We start from the raw sequence: 18,204 nt of genomic DNA on the forward strand, positions 1-18,204 counted from the left end.
CACTTTGCGTGGATAGGGTTTGGCCGCGAAGTCGCTAAGCTACGAAGAGGCGCTAAGGGAAGAAAGGAAATAATTAGATTACTATTCCCGATGCTGCGGCTTTTCTTTGCGATGCTTTGTGTCGTGGTGCCTTTGCGGCAATGATAGGATGCATGAAAACCTTCCGTACAAGTGTGCGACGCAACGAAAGCTGGTAGTAGCGCATATGCCGGCTACACAAAAAATATAACAACAGAAAGATGTTAGATAAGCTGGAGGCTATCAAAGCCCGTTTTGAACAGGTGGGGGTGGCGCTGACGAACCCCGAGATCATTGGAAACCAGAAAGAGTTTCAGAAGTTCAGCAAGGAGTATCGCAGCCTGGAGAAGATCGTGCAGCCGTTTGAAGAATATAAGCGTGTGCTGGCGGATCATGAGTTTGCCAAGGAGGCGCTGAACAGCAACGACGAGGATATGCGTGAACTGGCAAAGATGGACCTGCCGGAGCTGGAGGAGAAGAAGGAGCGTCTGGAAAAGGAGCTGACGAAGCTGCTGATACCGAAAGATCCGCAGGATGATAAAAATGCCATCATAGAATTGCGTGCCGGTACGGGCGGCGATGAAGCCAGCCTGTTTGTGGGTGACCTGCTGAACATGTACCTGCGCTATTGCAGTAAGAAGGGTTGGAAAACTGCCGTTGTGAGCGAGAGCGAAGGCACCGTGGGTGGATACAAAGAGGTGATACTGGAGGTGCAGGGCGAGGATGTGTATGGTACGCTGAAGTTTGAAAGTGGTGTACACCGTGTGCAAAGGGTTCCGAATACAGAGACGCAGGGACGGGTACACACATCGGCAGCTACGGTAGCCGTAATGCCGGAGGCGGAAGAGATCGACTTTCAGCTGAACGAGGCGGATGTGAAAATGGAAACTGCGCGAAGCGGTGGTGCGGGTGGACAGAACGTAAACAAGGTGGAAACCAAAGTATTGCTGACGCACATTCCTACCGGTACGGTAGTGGTGTGCCAAACGGAGCGTAGCCAGCTGGGCAACCGTGAGAAAGCAATGAATATGCTGCGTACCCGCCTGTACGAAGAGCAGGTGCGTAAGCAGGAAGATGAAATAAGTCGGCATAGAAAGACGTTGGTAAGCACCGGTGACCGCAGCGCCAAGATCAGGACGTACAACTGGCCGCAGGGTCGTGTAACAGATCACCGTATCGGCCTGACTGTATATAACCTGGATGCAGTGATCAACGGGGAAATTGATGAATTTATTGAGCAGCTGCAGCTGGCGGAGAATGCAGAAAAGATGGCGGGGCAGAATTAAGAACCGCGATTAATGGGATTAGAAAGGATCTAGATGAATTGCGACTTCTTGATGGAATGATGATTGAGTATATTTAAAGTATGGGAGAAGCACAGAAAATACTACCTCACTACACGTACGATGACTATGTACAGTGGGAAGGTCAGTGGGAGTTGATCGATGGTATTCCCTATGCCATGAGCCCGGCTCCCGTACCGAAGCACCAGGTAATTGCAGTTAATCTTTCTACTGAATTTAGACTTCAGCTTAAGAAATGCAAATCTTGCAAAGTAGCGCAGCCATTAGATTATAAAGTATCTGATGATACCGTTATTCAACCAGATATGCTGGTTGTATGTGGTGAAATGAAGAAGAAGTTTCTCGACTTTCCACCGGCATTGGTAGCAGAAATACTTTCCCCCTCTACCGCATTAAAAGACCGACACAACAAATACCCGATATACGAAGAGCAGGGAATTCCATATTTTCTTATTGTCTCCCCAGATACAGAAGAGGTAGAGGTGTACCAGCTGGTAGATAAGAAGTACCAGCTAATGCAGCAGGGGCAAGCCTTTGAATTTGAGTTTATTTTCGAACATAGCTGTTCGGCTAACATAGATTTTGGTGAAATATGGAAGTAGGGACAGCTGAATTTTAATTGCAAGAGTAGTAGCAAAATAAAGAACCCTCCGCTTGAGGGTTCAGTGTTTTTATACAGTAGAAGTGTGCGACGCAACGGCTGCTAAATAGTAGTACTACCGCTGGCTACACCATCTCTCGTTACAGTCCTAGTATGTATGCGAAAACCAACGGTGCTACAATTGTCGCATCACTTTCTATAATGAACTTTGGTGTGTTGATATCAAGTTTACCCCAGGTGATCTTTTCGTTAGGAACGGCGCCTGAGTAAGAACCATAAGATGTGGTGCTGTCGCTGATCTGGCAGAAATAGCTCCAGAACGGTATCTCGTGCATTTCCAAATCCTGGTAAAGCATCGGCACAACGCAAATTGGGAAGTCGCCGGCGATACCACCACCTATTTGAAAGAAGCCAATGCCTTTACCTGCGCTATTGTCTTTGTACCAGTCGCTCAGCCAAACCATGTACTCGATGCCGCTCTTCATGGTAGTTGCTTTCAGCTCTCCCTTGTACACATACGAAGCGAAGATGTTACCCATGGTGCTATCTTCCCATCCTGGTACTACGATCGGCAGGTTCTTTTCTGCAGCAGCTATCATCCAGCTATGCTCTTCAGGAATCTCGTAGTTCTCTTTCATTACGCCGCTCAGCAGCAGCTTGTACATATACTCGTGCGGGAAGTAACGTTCGCCTTTGTCCTCTGCATCTTTCCAAATCTTGTGGATATGGCGCTGGATGCGACGGAAAGCTTCTTCTTCTGGAATGCAGGTATCAGTAACGCGGTTGTAACCGTTCTCCAGCAGTTCCCACTCTTGTTGAGGCGTAAGCTCGCGATAATTAGGAACACGCTTGTAGTGGGTATGAGCCACCAGGTTCATGATGTCCTCTTCAAGGTTGGCTCCGGTACAGCTGATGATCTGCACTTTGTCCTGGCGGATCATTTCTGCCAGAGAGATACCCAGCTCAGCAGTACTCATAGCACCTGCCAGTGTGATCATCATTTTACCACCTTCCAGCAGGTGGGTTTCATATCCTTTAGCAGCGTCTACCAATGCAGCAGCATTGAAGTGCCGGTAGTTATGTTCTATAAATTGAGAAACAGGTCCTTTATTCATGATCTTTGATTTGGGCGGCAAAAATAACTTTTATATGTGTATGGAATTATATTGCTGGTATTTTAAGAAGTTTGCAACCTTTAGCCGCTGAAGCCACTGCATGAAAATATTATTCAAAGAAATCTCGGTTTACAAATGGAAGGTGCCGGTGGTGGCGATTGTATGGTTTGCCCTTGCGCTGGCGGCAGCTATAGCAGAAGTGGCTAAGGGTTCCATCAACAACTACATTATTTTCAAGTATGTTTTTTGGCATGTGCTGGATGAGCAGCACCTGTATGTGCCATACGCTGAATATGCCGACGTGAACCATTACGGTCCGCTGTTTAGTATTGTTATAGCTCCGTTTGCCGTGCTGCCTGATTGGGTGGGCTGCATCCTTTGGTGTTTGGCAAATGCGGCTGTATTGTACTATGCCATTAGAAGAATAAACATACCTCCAAAGCACCAGTTGATCATTGTTGGCATTACTGCCATAGAAATGATGACGGCCATTCACAATGTGCAGTTCAACCCGATGGTGGCCGCATGGATCATTTTAGCCTACGTGCTGATAGAAGAGGAAAATGAATTTTGGGCAACGCTGTTCATAGCTGCAGGTTTCCTGGTGAAGATCTATGGGATAGCTGCTTTGCTGTTCTTCGTGTTTTCGCGGCATAAGATCAGGTTTGTTTTGTCATTCGCCTTCTGGATGGTGGCGCTGTTTTGCCTGCCGATGCTGATCTCTTCTCCATCTTATATCATCAATAGTTACAAGGAGTGGTTTGAGCGGCTAGTAGAAAAGGATAAGCTGAATGCTGCCGGATACGCCTATGGTGGTCACCAGGATATTTCGGTGATGGGAATGATCAGGCGGATGAGCCGCAATGGTGACTTTAGTAACTTGTTTGTCATGGTGCCGGCTGCTGTACTGATACTGGCCCCGCTTCTACGTTTTAAAAAGTATGCTATTGAAAATTTCCGGCTGTCGTACCTGGGCATTGTACTGCTATCGGTAGTTATCTTCAGTTCATCTGCAGAATCTACTACATACGTTATAGCTGTTTCAGGTGCTGCATTATGGTATGTGCTGCATTATAAAGAATATCCAAAATGGGCTAATGGCTTGTTGATCTTTCTCTTCCTCTTTACCATTCTATCACCCACTGATCTTGTTCCACGTTTTATAAGAGACAATATTATCAGGGCTTATGCACTAAAGGCATTGCCGTGCCTGGTAATATGGTTGTGGCTCATAGCAGATGTTTCTTTCAAAAACTTCCTATCACCGAACCCTAAAGCTGAGCCATGAAACATGTAGTACTGGTTGTTCCATTATATAATGAAGAAGGGAATATAGATGCCTTGCTGACTTCTATTGAGAATGTTTTTGCAGCATTACCGGCTTATTCTTACGAGGTGATACTGGTGGATGACGGCAGCAGGGATAATTCACTACAGGTGGTGAAGCAGAAAGCGCAGCAAGATCCACGTGTGAAATACATTTCGTTCAGCAGGAACTTTGGTCACCAGAATGCTTTAAAGGCTGGACTGGATATGGCTGATGGTGATTGTGTGATCTCTATGGATGCAGACATGCAACATCCGCCTTCACTTATTCCAACCATGCTGCAGCACTGGGAGGCTGGCTTCGATGTGGTGTATACCGTGCGACAGGAAGGTGCTGATCTGTCTGCATTCAAGAAAAGATCGTCGAGCACTTTTTACCAAATTCTAAACTGGCTTTCGGAAATAGATGTAGAGCAGGGAACACCGGACTTCAGGCTCATTGGTCGCAACGTACTGAACGAACTAAAACGGTTAAATGAGTACGACCTCTTTTTTCGCGGGCTGGTAAAGTGGGTTGGATTTAAGCAGATATCCATACCTTACCAGCAGGAGGAGCGCTTCAGCGGCAAATCAAAATACACGCTAAAGAAGATGATGCGCTTTGCGCTGCAGGGGATCACTTCCTTTAGTATCCGTCCTTTGTATGCTGCCGCTTATTTAGGATTTGCTATTTCATTGCTGTCGCTGCTGTACCTGCCTTACGCGTTGTATAGTTACTATTTCGGCCGCACCATCAGCGGCTGGGCTTCTGTTATTGTAACTATTGCTTTTTTTGGCGGCCTTCAACTAACGATCCTCGGCATTATCGGCATCTACCTCGGCAAGCTGTTCATGCAGTCAAAGGGCAGACCATTGTACATAATAAAGGAGACAAACCTGTATGAAAGAAGCTAAAGGAACGGTGCTGCTGAGTTTCGATGTGGAGGAGTTTGACATGCCGCTGGAGTACGGGCAGCAGGTGAGCATGGAGCAACAGATGCGTACAGGTATGGAAGGTTTCGAGGTTGTGATGGATATTATTGATAAAGCCGCTGTGCCTGCCACACTTTTTACTACAGCGAATTTTGCAGCCGAGCATGCTGGCTATATGAAGCAGCTTCACCCGCGCCACGAGATCGCTTCCCATACCTACTATCACTCAGATTTTAAGGTGGAGGACCTGCTGCTCTCAAAGCAGAAACTGGAAGAAATAACAGGTAGGAAGGTTTCAGGTTTGCGCATGCCGCGTATGCGCCCGGTGGACATGGCCGACGTGAAACAAGCCGGTTATCAGTACGACTCATCCATCAACCCAACGTGGGTGCCGGGACGTTACAACAACCGGCACCTGCCCCGCACAATTTACAATGAAGAGGGGATGACTCGTTTGCCTGCTTCAGTTACACCCGTACTTCGGATACCTTTGTTCTGGCTATCATTCAAAAATTTTCCGCTGTCACTTTTTATCTCTTGGGTAAAACAAACGCTGAAAAAAGACGGCTATGTCTGTCTTTATTTTCATCCATGGGAATTTGTAGATCTGTCCGATTACAAAATTCCAGGATATACAAAACGGCATGCTGGTAAACCACTGCAGGAAAGGCTGAAGAAACTTATACAGGAGTTACAGGGACACAACTTCTCAACTATAGATGAATATTTAAAAAGAAGCGATAGTCGAGCAATCCACCAGTAGATATACTATTTTACTTCTTCAAAATCTATGTAATCTCCTCCGGCCGAAGAACCCTTACCAGTAGAACGAGGCGTAGAGCGGGTATATGGTTGCTCTTGTTGATCCTGTTGCTGCTGTTGCTGAAACTGCTGGTTCATCTGCTCCTGCATTTGCTGCATCCTGGAGCGTACCTGGCGTGAAGCAGTGATAACAGGTATCACAAAGCCGAAGATAAAACGGTAAAGAAGGTAGAGTGCTATTGCCCAGAAAATGAAAGTCATAAGTGGCCAAAGGTAATATGCTCGTAGTTTTTGCCTTGGTTGAATGCGGCAGATTTTTTTCTTTTACAAAAACTTAACTGCAAATTTCTTCTTTTTGCTTCTATAGCTGCAACAACTTTTTGGAAAGTATATAAAGTTTCACCTACATTTGCAGCGGAAAAAGATACAATTGAAGGGAACGGTCACCGTTCCCTTCTCTCATTTATAATGGAAAAAGAAACTATCATACAAACAGTGGAAGGACACTTGCAGGAGCTTCTTGCAGCGCACCCTTCTGATTTTTTAGTTTCGGTTAAAGTAAAACCGACCAATAACATCAAGATCTACCTGGATGCAGATGAAGGCATCAGCATTGATAAATGTATTCGGTACAACAGGGCGCTTTACAGGATATTGGATGAAAGTGGCATGTTTCCCGACGGCAACTTCTCCTTAGAAGTTTCTAGCCCTGGAATAGATGAACCATTAAAACTTCATCGCCAGTACAAGAAGAATATTGGAAGAACTGTAGAGGTAACTTTATTGGATGGCACACAAAAGACAGGAAAGTTGCTGGATGTAACGGAAACAGAGATATCTATAGAATATACAACTGGTAAAGGCAAGAAGGCTGAAACCCACCAGGAGCCTATACCATTCGACAACATAAAATCAACTATCATTCAAATCCAGTTTTAAAAACAGGTAGCCGCTGCTAGCATCCTTCTAAAAGAAGAACCAGCAATTGTTACCAAGAATTTTAAACAAAATACTATGGCAAGTATAAACCTGATTGAGGCATTCCAGGAATTTAAGGATGCTGAGAACGTAGACCGCCCTACGATGATGAAAGTGGTGGAGGATGTTTTCAAAACGCTCTTACGTAAAAAATACACCAGCGATGAAAACTTTGACGTGATCGTTAACGCTGAAAAGGGTGACCTGGAGATTATTCGTCGCCGTATGATCGTAGAAGATGGCGAAGTACTTGACCCGCTTTCTGAAATAGCCTACAGCGATGCAGTGAAAATAGAACCCGACTTTGAAGTAGGTGAAGAACTTTACGAAGAGGTGAATATCATGGATTTTGGCCGTCGTGCTATTTTGGCTGCCAAACAAACACTTGCCAGCAGGATTAGTGATCTCAAGAAGAATGTGCTTGTAAAAAAATATAGCGACAGGATAGGAGAGATCATCAATGCTGAAGTTTACCAGGTTTGGAAGAAAGAGGTTTTGTTACTGGATGAGGAAGGAAACGAACTGATACTGCCTAAGAGCGAACAAATTCCTAGTGACTTTTTCAAGAAAGGGGAATCTATCCGTGCTGTAGTAGAACGTGTTGATCTTAAGAATAACAACCCGGTTATTATCCTTAGCCGTACAAGTTCAAAATTCCTTTCAAAGCTGCTTGAAATAGAGGTTCCGGAGATTTTCGATGGCCTGATTGTTGTTCGAAAAATAGTTCGTGACCCGGGTGAAAGAGCAAAGGTAGCGGTAGAAAGTTTTGATGACAGGATTGATCCGGTGGGAGCTTGTGTTGGTATGAAAGGTAGCCGTATTCATGGTATTGTTCGTGAGTTGAAGAACGAGAACATTGACGTGATCAACTGGACCAACAATATCAACCTGCTGATCCAAAGATCGCTTACTCCGGCCCGCATCACCAGCATGGATATAGACCAGGATACTAAACATGCAAGTGTTTACCTGAAGCCTGACCAGGTGAGCCTGGCAATTGGCCGCCGCGGTGTTAACATCAAGTTGGCTTGTGAACTTACCGGCTTTGAAATAGATGTTTACCGTGATAATGAAGGTGAAGTAGAAGAATTTGATATTGACCTGGAAGAATTCAGCGATGAGATTGAACCATGGGTGATAGATGAACTGAAGCGTATAGGTTGCGACACTGCCCGCAGTGTTCTTGATCTTACTGCAGAAGAATTAGAACGTCGTACCGATCTTGAAAAAGAGACTATCAATGAAGTAAGGAAGGTACTTAGCGACGAATTTGAAAAGGAATAACATAGATGACTACGGTAGTTGCTCAACTACCGTAGTCTTATTTAGCTCTTATAAATGATCAATACCACCATCTGTTTCATTACCGATGATGGCATTCACAAAAGCTGCTCAGCTTCTGTAGGAATTACGCTCACAAAGCCGGACGTTCAACTTTTTACAGCTTACCAGGCTCGTTTGGGTTACATATTATAAATAACCGAATAAAGTACGGCTGTTGCAAAGTTGTCTTGTATGAGAAAAATGGTGGATGCAGGTGATTGATCAAATTTGTAACAAGAAGCCCTTATAAAATTAACAGGGGCTTGTAAAGGATTAAAATTAGCTGTACTTAACCTTTAAGCGCACGAAAGTGAGGTGGAGGTGAGGTAAATAGGATTACTTTTGGGCCCCCGAAGACGTGGCCAGAGCACACATAAAAATTTTGAATGTCAGAACTTAAATTACCGAGATTATTAGCCGCTGCCAAGGAATTCAACATTGGCCAGGATACCCTTATGGATTTCCTGGTGGGCAAGGGTTTCAGTCGCGATGACCTTAAACCAACAGCCAAGCTGTCGGAGGATATGTATTTATCTCTTCAGCGTGAGTTCCAAAGTGATAAAGTAGCTAAAAACAAAGCCGACCAGGTAGAAATACCAAAGGGTATGAACCAGGAAGGTAGAAAGAAGCGTGACGAAGAGGATATAGGGTTTTATAAAAAGCAAGCTGCAGCAGCTGCTCCTGCTGCCACACCTACACCTGAGCCGGCGCCAGCGCCAGCTCCAGCACCTACTCCTGCGCCAGCTCCGGTAGTTGAGCCAGAAGTAGAAAAACCAGCACCTGTAGAAGCAAAAGTTGGGGCTCCCAAAGAAGAGAAGCCTACTCCGCCACCGGTAGAAGAACCGGTGCCAACTCCAGCTCCAGCGCCTGCACCACAACCGCCAATAGAAGAGCCGGTAACACCGCCACAAGAGGAGGCACCTCATAAAATTGAAGCGCCGGAATTGGAAGGACCAAAAGTGGTTACCAAGATTGACCTCTCGGCTATAGACTCTTCTACAAGGCCTAAGAAGGGTGCTAAGAAAACTGAAGCTCCAAAACCAGAAAATATAGCTCCAGCTCCAGCTCCTGCGCCACAGCCAGTAGCTAAGCCTGAAGCACCAGCTCAACCTGCGCCTTTAGCGCCTGTTGTGCCTCAGCCACAGCCTGTTGCACCAGCAGCTTCTGTTGAAACTGGTCCAGTGATTACAAACATTAAAGCCGATAAGCTTGAAGGTCCTAAGATCTTAGGAAAAATCGAGCTTCCGGTTAAGAATGATACACGTCCATCTTCAGCACAGGAAAAGCGGAAGCGTAAGCGCATTCCTGTTGACCGCAAAGGTGGCGAAGCGCCTGTAAGGGATCCAAACCAGCAAGGTGTTTTCAACCGCGCTGGTGGCGGACCAGGTGGTCCTGGTGGCCAGGGCAACAGACCTGGACAAGGACCAGGACAAGGTGGAGGTTTCCGTCCCGGTGGTCCTGGCGGACAAGGTGGTAATCGCCCCGGAGGTCCAGGCCAGGGAGGTGGTTTCCGTCCTGGTGGTCCTGCACAAGGTGGTAATCGTTTTGGACCTCGCTCTACTGATAAACGCAGAGAAGACAAAGAGATCGATCAAAAAGAAATCCAGGATAAAATACGCGAAACACAAGCTAAGCTTGCTGGCGGAAGTGGTCGCGGAAAGAGCCTGAAAGCAAAATACCGTAAAGCTAAAAGTGACAGGCTGAATGATCAGTCTGGAATGGAGGCTGGTGATGATAACAAGCTACAGGTAACTGAATTCATCAGTGTGAGCGAATTAGCTAACTTGATGGACGTAAGTTTTGCGGAAGTTATTGGTAAGTGTATGAGCCTTGGTATCATGGTTTCTATCAACCAGCGTCTAGATGCTGAGGTGATAGAATTGGTAGCAAGTGAATTTGGATACGATGTAGAATTTATAGACATGGAGGCGCAGGCCGAAATGGAAGAAGAGGATGATGTGGATGATGAATCTAACCTGGTACCTCGTGCCCCTATTGTTACTATTATGGGTCACGTGGATCACGGTAAAACATCATTGCTTGACTATATACGTAAAGCAAACGTAGTAGCCGGTGAGGCAGGTGGTATTACCCAGCACATTGGTGCATACGAAGTAGCTACTACATCAGGTAAAAAGATAACATTCCTTGATACTCCTGGTCACGAAGCGTTTACAGCGATGCGTGCCCGTGGTGCTAAGGTTACAGATATTTCCATCATCGTAGTTGCAGCTGACGATGCTGTAATGCCTCAAACCAAAGAGGCCATCAGCCACTCGCAGGCAGCAAACGTTCCGATGATATTTGCGGTTAACAAAATAGATAAAGACGGCGCTAACCCGCAGAAGATCTATGAGCAACTGGCAGGTATGAACATCCTTGTAGAAGATTGGGGTGGTAAATTCCAGAACCAGGAGCTTAGTGCTAAAAGCGGTCTAAACGTAGACCTGCTTTTGGAAAAGATCCTATTGGAAGCCGAACTACTTGACCTGAAAGCTAATCCTAATAGGGAAGGTAACGGTACTATTGTGGAAGCAACCCTTGATAAAGGACGCGGATATGTAGCTACTGTACTGGTACAAAACGGTACTTTACGCCAGGGAGACATTGTTGTAAGTGGTCAATTCTATGGTAAAGTTAAGGCTATGTTTAACGAACGTAACCAGCGCTTGCAAGAAGCACCTCCATCTACACCAGTACTTATCCTTGGTTTAAATGGTGCTCCGCAAGCAGGTGAGAAGTTCCGTGTGTACCAGGATGAATCAGAAGCAAAAGAGATAGCAACCAAACGTGCACAGATACTGCGTGAGCAAGGTCTGCGTGCAAGGAAGCATATTACCCTTGATGAGATCGGTCGTCGTTTGGCGCTTGGTAACTTCAAGGAATTGAACCTGATCATTAAAGGTGACGTGGATGGTTCGGTAGAAGCATTAAGTGACTCATTGCAGAAGCTTTCTACTGAAGAAATAGCTGTTCGCGTTGTACACAAAGGTGTTGGACAGATAAGTGAAAGTGATGTACTGTTGGCAACTGCATCTGATGCCATCCTTATCGGGTTTAACGTTCGTCCTAGTAGCCAGGCAGCACGTGTGGCAGAGAACGAAGGCGTTGAGATCAAGCTTTACTCTATCATCTACACCGCTATTGATGAGATCAAGAGCGCGATGGAAGGTATGCTTGAACCGAAGATCCAGGAGAAGATCATTGCAAACGTAGAAGTGAAAGAGGTTTACAAGTTCGACAAAGCAACCGTAGCCGGATGTTTAGTATTGGATGGTAAGATCTTCCGTAACTCTAAGGTTCGTGTGATACGTGATGGTATTGTTGAGTATCCTAAAGGTGAAGGTGCTGCAGCTGAACTGGGTTCACTGAAGCGTTTCAAAGACGATGTAAAAGAGGTAGCCAACAACATGGAGTGTGGTTTGACCATTAAGAACTACAACGACCTGCGTCCAGGCGATATCGTGGAAGCATTTGAAGAAGAAGAAGTAAAACGTACTTTGTAATCTTCCTAAACATAAACAGAAAGAGCTGCCCCAAAAGGCAGCTCTTTTTTCAATGAATAGCCGCTACAATGGCTTTATTTAGAACACGTTCTTCACCTGTATCTTTCTCCTATCTTTAACAACCTGCCCATTTACAAAAACTTATTTTTGGCAGCATTTGATGTATATGAAAATGAAACTCTTACTGGCTTCCTGCAGCGTTCTTCTGTCTCTCGCAGGTTTTGCTCAACCTAAAAAAGTAGTCGCTGATAAAATTGTTGCCCAGGTTGGTGATAAGATTATTCTTCGATCTGATGTGTACAATGCTGTGGCGGATATGAACCGCAGCGGTCAGCCTTTGCCTCCCAATCCTGAATGCATGCTTGTAGAAGCGCAGCTGATTCAAAAGGCGCTGGTACTGCAGGCTGAAAAAGACTCACTTACTGTAGGTGCCGATGAGCTGGAAGCAGCGCTTGACAACCAGGTTCGTGGATTTGTTATGCAATATGGTTCTAAAGAGGTTCTGGAAGAAATTGCCGGTAAAACAGTTTACCAATTGAAAGAAGATTTCCGTGAACCTTTCAGGGAGCGTAAGCTGGCGGACCAGATGCGCCAGAAGATCGTTGAAAATGTAAAGATTACTCCTACTGAAGTAAGAGCTTATTTTGAATCTATTCCTAAAGATAGCCTGCCATTTTACGAAAGTGAGTTGGAAGTAAGCGAGATCGTTCTTTATCCTAAGGCCAATCGTGATATAGAAAGCTATGTTAGCCGCGAGTTGAACGAATGGAAGCGCCAGGTTGAAACAGGACAAAAGAAATTTGAGCAGCTTGCTAAACTTTATTCTGAAGATCCAGGCAGTAAAGAAAATGGTGGCCAGTACAGCCTGAACCGTAACGACAAACAATATTGGGATCCTACCTTCTTAGCTGCTGCGTTCAAACTTAAGGAAGGACAGGTATCGCCAGTTATTAAAACAAAGTTCGGTTTGCACATCTTGCAGATGGTAAGTCGTGCCGGTGACGATGCAATTGTTCGGCATATACTTAGAATACCTCCAGTAACCAACGAAGAGATACAGGAAGCCGTTATTAAATTGGATACTGTAAGATCTAAATTGATTGCCGGAACACTTTCGTTTGGTGAAGCAGTGAACAAGTACAGCGAAGATGAAGGCAGTAAGTACAGCGGTGGTAGAAAGCAGGCAAGAGATGGTTCTACTTATGTAACTATCGATCAGCTTGACAAAGACATGGTGCTTGCCTTGAAGAATATGAAAGTGAACGAGTATTCGCAGCCATTGCCGTTTTCTGATGAAAGAAATCGTAAAGGTGTAAGAATAATCCACCTTCAGAGCCGTTCGGAGCCACACCGCGAAAATCTGAAAGATGATTATAGCAAAATAGCTGCACGTGCACTGGATGAAAAGCGCCAGGATGTGCTGGAAAAGTGGTTTCGTAGCCACATACCAAATTATTATATAGCCATCGATCGTGAATTTGCTGCATGCGAAGCAGTGAAAGAATGGGTAGATCACGCCGTAGTTACAAAATAAAATATTGATACAGGTAATGGACCCGCACTATTAGATGGTGCGGGTTTTTTTTAAAAAAAAACTTCATAATTATTAACATTGATAATTGCATGTATGTACATATATTTGTGTTGTGAAACTGGAAGAAGCCATAAAATCAACTAATTTCTCTTCTCAAAAGCAGAAGGCGGGTTTGAATATTCTTTATACAGCTTGGTGGTTAAAAAACCTGTTAAGCAAAGAATTGAAAGCCTTTGCCCTAACGCATGAGCAGTACAACGTGCTGCGGATTTTGAAGGGTAAGCACCCGGAGAAAATGTGTATTCGTGATATCGGGGGAAGAATGATCGAACCTAATTCCAATGTTCCCAGGATCATTGACAGGCTAGAAATCAAGAAGTTGGTAAAGCGTTCTACTTCTGCAGTAGATAAGCGCGAAACGGTAATAACACTTACGGATGCTGGCATAAATATTTTGGCTTTGGCTACTCAACGAATTGATGCCATACTTGAAAATTCTGTTGATATACCTGAAGCGGATGCGAACCAATTAAACCAGTTGCTGGACAATTTTAGAAAAACATAATAATTTTTTTTGAACTAATGGATGTATATACATTTAAATAAACAAGATTATGAAAACGATCTATCATGCAGCCGACCGTAGAGGTCATGTGAATTTTGGGTGGCTAGACAGTCATCACTCATTCAGCTTCGGGCAGTACTACGAGCCGGAGAAGATGAATTTTGGTGTGCTACGCGTGCTGAATGATGACATCATAGAAGGCGGAACAGGCTTTGGAACCCATCCGCATGATAATATGGAGATTGTTTCTATACCTATATATGGTGCTCTACAGCACCAGGATAGCACCGGCACTAATGCAGTCATCAACCAGAATGATGTGCAGATTATGAGCGCTGGTAGCGGCATCAAACATTCTGAGTACAATCACTTCAAAGACAAGGAGACCAACTTTCTACAAATTTGGGTCATTCCAAAAAAACGAAATATCCAACCGCGATACGATCAGAAAACTTTTGATCCTGCGAACAGGGAGAATAAACTTCAAACTGTAGTGGCGCCCGACGATGAAAGTGCAGCGTGGATAAACCAGGATGCATGGTTTAGCCTGGGCAATTTTACCAGCGGACACCAGGCAGATTATACCATAAAGAAAGAAGGTAATGGTGTCTACGCTTTTGTCATTGAAGGCAATGTAACCATCAATGGGCAGTCACTCTATAAAAGGGATGCTTTAGGCATCTGGGATACAGATAAACTAAACATTGAAGCAGCTACAAATGCCGAGATCCTCCTGATAGATGTTCCAATGCAACTCATTTAAATATTCATTTCAATAATAATCTACAACACATGGCAACTTACAAAATTGACGCAGACCATTCAGACATCAGCTTTAAGGTAAAGCACCTTATGATTGCAACCGCAACAGGTATTTTCAAAAAATTTGATGCATCATTAGAAGTGGATGAAGAAAACCTGGAAAATGCTAAGGTTTATTTTGAAGCAGATGTAACCAGCATTGACACTAAAAACGAACAGCGTGATGCGCACTTGAAAAGTGATGACTTCTTCAATGCTGAGCAGTTTCCAAAATTAACCTTCACGTCTACTAAGATTGAAAGATCTGGAGACAATGAATTCAAAATGACTGGTGACCTGACAGTGCGGGATATCACTAAACCTGTAGTGCTAAATGTAGAGTACAATGGTAAAGTAACTGATCCATGGGGTATGGAAAGAATGGGTTTTGAAGTAAACGGTAAGATCAACCGTAAAGAATATGGGTTGAAATGGAGTGCAGTAACTGAAGCTGGCGGCCTGGTGGTAGCCGACGACGTGAAGCTGCAACTGAATGTAGAAATGGTAAAGCAGTAACAGGTTAATCCTGCAACTGTCTTTTTAAAATATTGTATGCAAGCAATCATGCTCGTTTTGCCGGGTTGAATAGGATTAGTTAAGGTGGTTAATCATTGGGATACTCCACATGAACCCAAACTTCTCCTTCTTTGGCAACAACGACAACTGTAAATGTGGGTGGAGGTAGATCTTCACCCACATGCAGTTTTACAATCTTTCCAATTCAATCAGAAGTGGTGACGGAAACTGTAGCTGGTGTACAATTTTCAAGCAGTTGAACAAGTCGGATTTATTTTTGTTCTATCCGCACATATAGATGAAGTGCATTATCCTAAGTGCCATTCATTTTATAAATAGAACTTTGACGTAGAAATAAAAAAGATGAACATAGCAATCGTATCAGGAAGTCCACGACAGGAGAGTATGACATATAGGTTAGCTCTTTACTTGCAGAACCACCTTCGCCAGACTACAGCACATAACGTGAACATCATAGATGTTCGGCAGTACAGCCTGATGCCAATGCAGGAAGAAGTCTATACTTCCGTCTCTGCTACGCCTGATTTATACCGTCCGCTGGCCGAGCGTATGTTTGCCGCCGATGCATTCATCATCGTTTCTCCTGAATACAATGGCAGCTATACTGCTGCTATGAAAAACCTGTTTGACCATTTTCCAAAACAGAACCATAAACCTTTTGGTATAGTAACAGCTTCACCGGGTGGATTAGGTGGCATACGCGCTGCCATGCAGTTGCAACTATTCATCTGTGCTCTTTTTGGCATTCCAAGCCCGTACATGCTGGTGACGCCGCAGGTTGATAAAAAGTTTTCTACTGACGGCGTTTTACTAGATGCTTCTTTTCAAAAGGCAATTGACACTTTTATAAAAGAATTCTTGTGGCTAGCAGAGCGCCTGGCGCCAGGAGTGGAAAATGCTTAAACTAACACACGCCTGGTGTTACCTTGCATTAAGCTGGTAACGCAGGAAAATCACAAAATGCGTTTCCGCAAATTTCTCTTTCTTACCTTCGCACCTCCTTTTTTATACCTCCTACATGAGCGATGAAATAAAACATGAGTGCGGCCTTGCATTCATTCGTTTAAGAAAGCCTTTCTCTTATTACCTGCAACAATATGGGTCAGTATTGTATGGCCTGAATAAGCTGTACCTGCTGATGGAAAAGCAGCACAACCGTGGCCAGGATGGCGCCGGTATGGCTGCAGTAAAACTGAACGTAGAGCCTGGTTACCCGTTCATTCACCGGTTGCGCAGCAGTGCGCCCCAGGCTATTGCCGATCTTTTTTCTACCATTGGTAAAGAAGTGAGCGAGCTAGAGAAATACCAGCCGGAGATAAAGAAACATCCTGGTTTAATGAAAGGGCACCTGCCGTTCCTGGGCGAATTGCTTTTAGGACACCTTCGCTATGGCACACAAGGCAGGAACGATGTAGAGTTTTGCCATCCTTTCATAAAACGTAATACTATACCTGCGCAAAACTTGGCGCTTGCGGGCAATTTCAACCTGGTGAATACTGACGAGCTGTTTTCATTCATCGGGATGGAACCAGGCGTTTTTCAAAAGCAGAGTGACCTGGCTGCTATGATGGAGGTTATTCATCATTTCTTAGTAAAAGAAGATGAGGCAGACCAGCAAGACCTGGACCTGGCAAATGTTCTGAGGCAGGCAGCATCTAAATTTGATGGAGGATATACCATTGGTGGCTTAATAGGCAGCGGCGACAGCTTTGTTCTTCGTGATGCACATGGTATTCGCCCGGGCTATTATTATATAAATGATGAAGTGATAGTAGCTGCCAGCGAAAGAGCTGCTATTCGTACCACTTTCAATGTAGGTGAGAACGAGGTGCATGAACTGATGCCGGGAAATGCATTGATGGTAAAAGCCGACGGCAGTTATTCAATAGAACAGATACTGGATAAGGTGGAGCGGAAAGCGTGCAGTTTTGAGCGGATCTATTTTAGCCGTGGCAGCGATGAAAAGATCTACCGTGAAAGGATTGCACTTGGTTATCACCTGAGTAAGCCAGTGCTGGAGAATATTAATTACGACCTGAAGAACACCATTTTTTCTTATATACCCAACACCGCAGAAGTCGCCTACATAGGCCTTTGCAAAGGGATGGAAGCTTACCTGAACCAGATAAAGGTGCAGCGAATATTGAGCTGGGGAAGCGACATCACGGATGAGAAGCTGAGCGAAATGGTGAACAGGAAGATTAGGCAGGAAAAGATTGCGATAAAGGATGTGAAGCTTCGCACCTTCATTACCGAAGACACCAGCAGAAACGAGATGGTACAGCACGTGTACGATATTACTTATGGTACGGTGCGGAAAGGTGAAGATACCCTGGTGGTAATAGATGATTCAATTGTAAGGGGAACAACGCTAAAGGAAAGTATTGTAAGAATGCTATCAAGGCTGTACCCTAAGAAGATCATCATTGTTTCTTCGGCGCCACAGATACGCTACCCCGATTGCTATGGTATTGACATGAGCAAGTTGGGTGATTTCATTGCCTTTAGAGCAGCTATCGCTCTTATAAAAGAGAGGGGAATGGAAACACTGCTTGACGAGCTTTATGAAAAGTGTATGTCGCTTAACCAGGCGGATGAACTGCATACAGAGAATATAGTGAGGCAGGTATACAAACCATTTACTACCGAAGAGATCTCTAATAAGATCGCTCAACTGATTACCCCTGCGGATATTGATTTTCCTGTTGAAGTCATTTACCAAACCATTGAAGACCTGCATGACAGCTGTCCTACCAATACCGGCGACTGGTATTTTACAGGTAATTATCCTACCCCGGGTGGAAACCGAGTAGTGAATAAAGCTTTCATCAACTATATGGAAGGAAAGAACCAGAGAGGCTATTAATCAAAATTTCTTCAAAGCGGGGTGATGCATTAATTTCACCCCTCTTTTTGTTAGAC

The 18,204-nt window shown here is 44.6% G+C and carries 16 protein-coding genes; 14 read left to right on the forward strand and 2 right to left on the reverse strand.

Annotation, left to right across the window (positions count from 1 at the left end):
• The first annotated feature begins 239 nt into the window (after positions 1-239).
• Both prfA and J4N22_RS00735 read left to right on the forward strand, forming a co-directional pair.
• Positions 240-1,304, forward strand: a complete 1,065-nt coding sequence (gene prfA, locus J4N22_RS00730) for a peptide chain release factor 1 (RefSeq protein ID WP_207491690.1) — start codon at positions 240-242, stop codon at positions 1,302-1,304.
• Positions 1,305-1,384: 80 nt separating this feature from the next.
• Entirely contained in the window at positions 1,385-1,924 is a 540-nt protein-coding gene (locus tag J4N22_RS00735; RefSeq protein ID WP_207491692.1) for a Uma2 family endonuclease, read from the forward strand.
• A gap of 139 nt (positions 1,925-2,063) precedes the next feature.
• Here J4N22_RS00735 and J4N22_RS00740 read toward each other — a convergent pair whose 3' ends face one another.
• Positions 2,064-3,038, reverse strand: a complete 975-nt coding sequence (locus tag J4N22_RS00740; RefSeq protein WP_207491694.1) for a deoxyhypusine synthase family protein — start codon at positions 3,036-3,038, stop codon at positions 2,064-2,066.
• A gap of 100 nt (positions 3,039-3,138) precedes the next feature.
• Between J4N22_RS00740 and J4N22_RS00745 the strand changes: the two genes are divergently transcribed.
• The 3 genes from J4N22_RS00745 to J4N22_RS00755 are packed head-to-tail and all read left to right on the forward strand — an operon-like array spanning position 3,139 to position 6,039.
• Positions 3,139-4,326: a glycosyltransferase family 87 protein gene (locus tag J4N22_RS00745; protein WP_207491695.1), complete on the forward strand. Its 1,188-nt coding sequence runs from the start codon at positions 3,139-3,141 to the stop codon at positions 4,324-4,326.
• A complete protein-coding gene (locus J4N22_RS00750; protein WP_207491696.1) occupies positions 4,323-5,258 on the forward strand; it encodes a glycosyltransferase family 2 protein in 936 nt (311 codons plus the stop codon). The genes J4N22_RS00745 and J4N22_RS00750 overlap by 4 nt, the downstream gene beginning before the upstream one ends.
• Positions 5,245-6,039, forward strand: a complete 795-nt coding sequence (locus tag J4N22_RS00755) for a polysaccharide deacetylase family protein (RefSeq protein WP_207491697.1) — start codon at positions 5,245-5,247, stop codon at positions 6,037-6,039. The genes J4N22_RS00750 and J4N22_RS00755 overlap by 14 nt, the downstream gene beginning before the upstream one ends.
• A 5-nt stretch (positions 6,040-6,044) precedes the next feature.
• Here J4N22_RS00755 and J4N22_RS00760 read toward each other — a convergent pair whose 3' ends face one another.
• Positions 6,045-6,299 (reverse strand): DUF4834 family protein, encoded by a 255-nt coding sequence (locus J4N22_RS00760; RefSeq protein ID WP_207491698.1) that lies wholly within the window; start codon positions 6,297-6,299, stop codon positions 6,045-6,047.
• Between the two features lie 207 nt (positions 6,300-6,506).
• On the opposite strand from J4N22_RS00760, the gene J4N22_RS00765 reads away from it, so the two are divergent.
• The 9 genes from J4N22_RS00765 to J4N22_RS00805 all read left to right on the forward strand — a co-directional run bounded on the left by J4N22_RS00765 (position 6,507) and on the right by J4N22_RS00805 (position 18,148).
• On the forward strand, positions 6,507-6,977 hold the full coding sequence (locus tag J4N22_RS00765) for a ribosome maturation factor RimP (RefSeq protein ID WP_207491699.1): 471 nt from the start codon (positions 6,507-6,509) through the stop codon (positions 6,975-6,977).
• Between the two features lie 75 nt (positions 6,978-7,052).
• The gene (nusA, locus tag J4N22_RS00770; RefSeq protein WP_207491700.1) at positions 7,053-8,300 is read left to right on the forward strand and encodes a transcription termination factor NusA; all 1,248 of its coding nucleotides are present in this window, start codon (positions 7,053-7,055) and stop codon (positions 8,298-8,300) included.
• 425 nt (positions 8,301-8,725) lie between these two features.
• Positions 8,726-11,845 (forward strand): translation initiation factor IF-2, encoded by a 3,120-nt coding sequence (gene infB, locus J4N22_RS00775; RefSeq protein ID WP_207491701.1) that lies wholly within the window; start codon positions 8,726-8,728, stop codon positions 11,843-11,845.
• Positions 11,846-12,011: 166 nt separating this feature from the next.
• Positions 12,012-13,379, forward strand: a complete 1,368-nt coding sequence (locus J4N22_RS00780; protein WP_207491703.1) for a peptidylprolyl isomerase — start codon at positions 12,012-12,014, stop codon at positions 13,377-13,379.
• Positions 13,380-13,491: 112 nt separating this feature from the next.
• Positions 13,492-13,944, forward strand: a complete 453-nt coding sequence (locus tag J4N22_RS00785; protein ID WP_207491705.1) for a MarR family transcriptional regulator — start codon at positions 13,492-13,494, stop codon at positions 13,942-13,944.
• A gap of 49 nt (positions 13,945-13,993) precedes the next feature.
• On the forward strand, positions 13,994-14,707 hold the full coding sequence (locus J4N22_RS00790; RefSeq protein WP_207491707.1) for a pirin family protein: 714 nt from the start codon (positions 13,994-13,996) through the stop codon (positions 14,705-14,707).
• A 29-nt stretch (positions 14,708-14,736) separates the two neighbouring features.
• Positions 14,737-15,261 (forward strand): YceI family protein, encoded by a 525-nt coding sequence (locus tag J4N22_RS00795; RefSeq protein WP_207491709.1) that lies wholly within the window; start codon positions 14,737-14,739, stop codon positions 15,259-15,261.
• Positions 15,262-15,624: 363 nt separating this feature from the next.
• A complete protein-coding gene (locus J4N22_RS00800) occupies positions 15,625-16,185 on the forward strand; it encodes an NADPH-dependent FMN reductase (protein ID WP_207491711.1) in 561 nt (186 codons plus the stop codon).
• 115 nt (positions 16,186-16,300) lie between these two features.
• On the forward strand, positions 16,301-18,148 hold the full coding sequence (locus J4N22_RS00805; RefSeq protein ID WP_207491713.1) for an amidophosphoribosyltransferase: 1,848 nt from the start codon (positions 16,301-16,303) through the stop codon (positions 18,146-18,148).
• Positions 18,149-18,204: the final 56 nt, after the last annotated feature.

The organism is Aridibaculum aurantiacum (genome assembly GCF_017355875.1).
Taxonomy (GTDB): Bacteria; Bacteroidota; Bacteroidia; order Chitinophagales; family Chitinophagaceae; genus Segetibacter; species Segetibacter aurantiacus.

Coding starts and splice junctions, on each gene's coding strand:
- prfA (WP_207491690.1), top strand. CDS start 240: ATGTTAGATAAGCTGGAGGCTATCAAAGCCCGTTTTGAACAGGTGGGG.
- J4N22_RS00735 (WP_207491692.1), top strand. CDS start 1,385: ATGGGAGAAGCACAGAAAATACTACCTCACTACACGTACGATGACTAT.
- J4N22_RS00740 (WP_207491694.1), bottom strand. CDS start 3,038: ATGAATAAAGGACCTGTTTCTCAATTTATAGAACATAACTACCGGCAC.
- J4N22_RS00745 (WP_207491695.1), top strand. CDS start 3,139: ATGAAAATATTATTCAAAGAAATCTCGGTTTACAAATGGAAGGTGCCG.
- J4N22_RS00750 (WP_207491696.1), top strand. CDS start 4,323: ATGAAACATGTAGTACTGGTTGTTCCATTATATAATGAAGAAGGGAAT.
- J4N22_RS00755 (WP_207491697.1), top strand. CDS start 5,245: ATGAAAGAAGCTAAAGGAACGGTGCTGCTGAGTTTCGATGTGGAGGAG.
- J4N22_RS00760 (WP_207491698.1), bottom strand. CDS start 6,299: ATGACTTTCATTTTCTGGGCAATAGCACTCTACCTTCTTTACCGTTTT.
- J4N22_RS00765 (WP_207491699.1), top strand. CDS start 6,507: ATGGAAAAAGAAACTATCATACAAACAGTGGAAGGACACTTGCAGGAG.
- nusA (WP_207491700.1), top strand. CDS start 7,053: ATGGCAAGTATAAACCTGATTGAGGCATTCCAGGAATTTAAGGATGCT.
- infB (WP_207491701.1), top strand. CDS start 8,726: ATGTCAGAACTTAAATTACCGAGATTATTAGCCGCTGCCAAGGAATTC.
- J4N22_RS00780 (WP_207491703.1), top strand. CDS start 12,012: ATGAAAATGAAACTCTTACTGGCTTCCTGCAGCGTTCTTCTGTCTCTC.
- J4N22_RS00790 (WP_207491707.1), top strand. CDS start 13,994: ATGAAAACGATCTATCATGCAGCCGACCGTAGAGGTCATGTGAATTTT.
- J4N22_RS00795 (WP_207491709.1), top strand. CDS start 14,737: ATGGCAACTTACAAAATTGACGCAGACCATTCAGACATCAGCTTTAAG.
- J4N22_RS00800 (WP_207491711.1), top strand. CDS start 15,625: ATGAACATAGCAATCGTATCAGGAAGTCCACGACAGGAGAGTATGACA.
- J4N22_RS00805 (WP_207491713.1), top strand. CDS start 16,301: ATGAGCGATGAAATAAAACATGAGTGCGGCCTTGCATTCATTCGTTTA.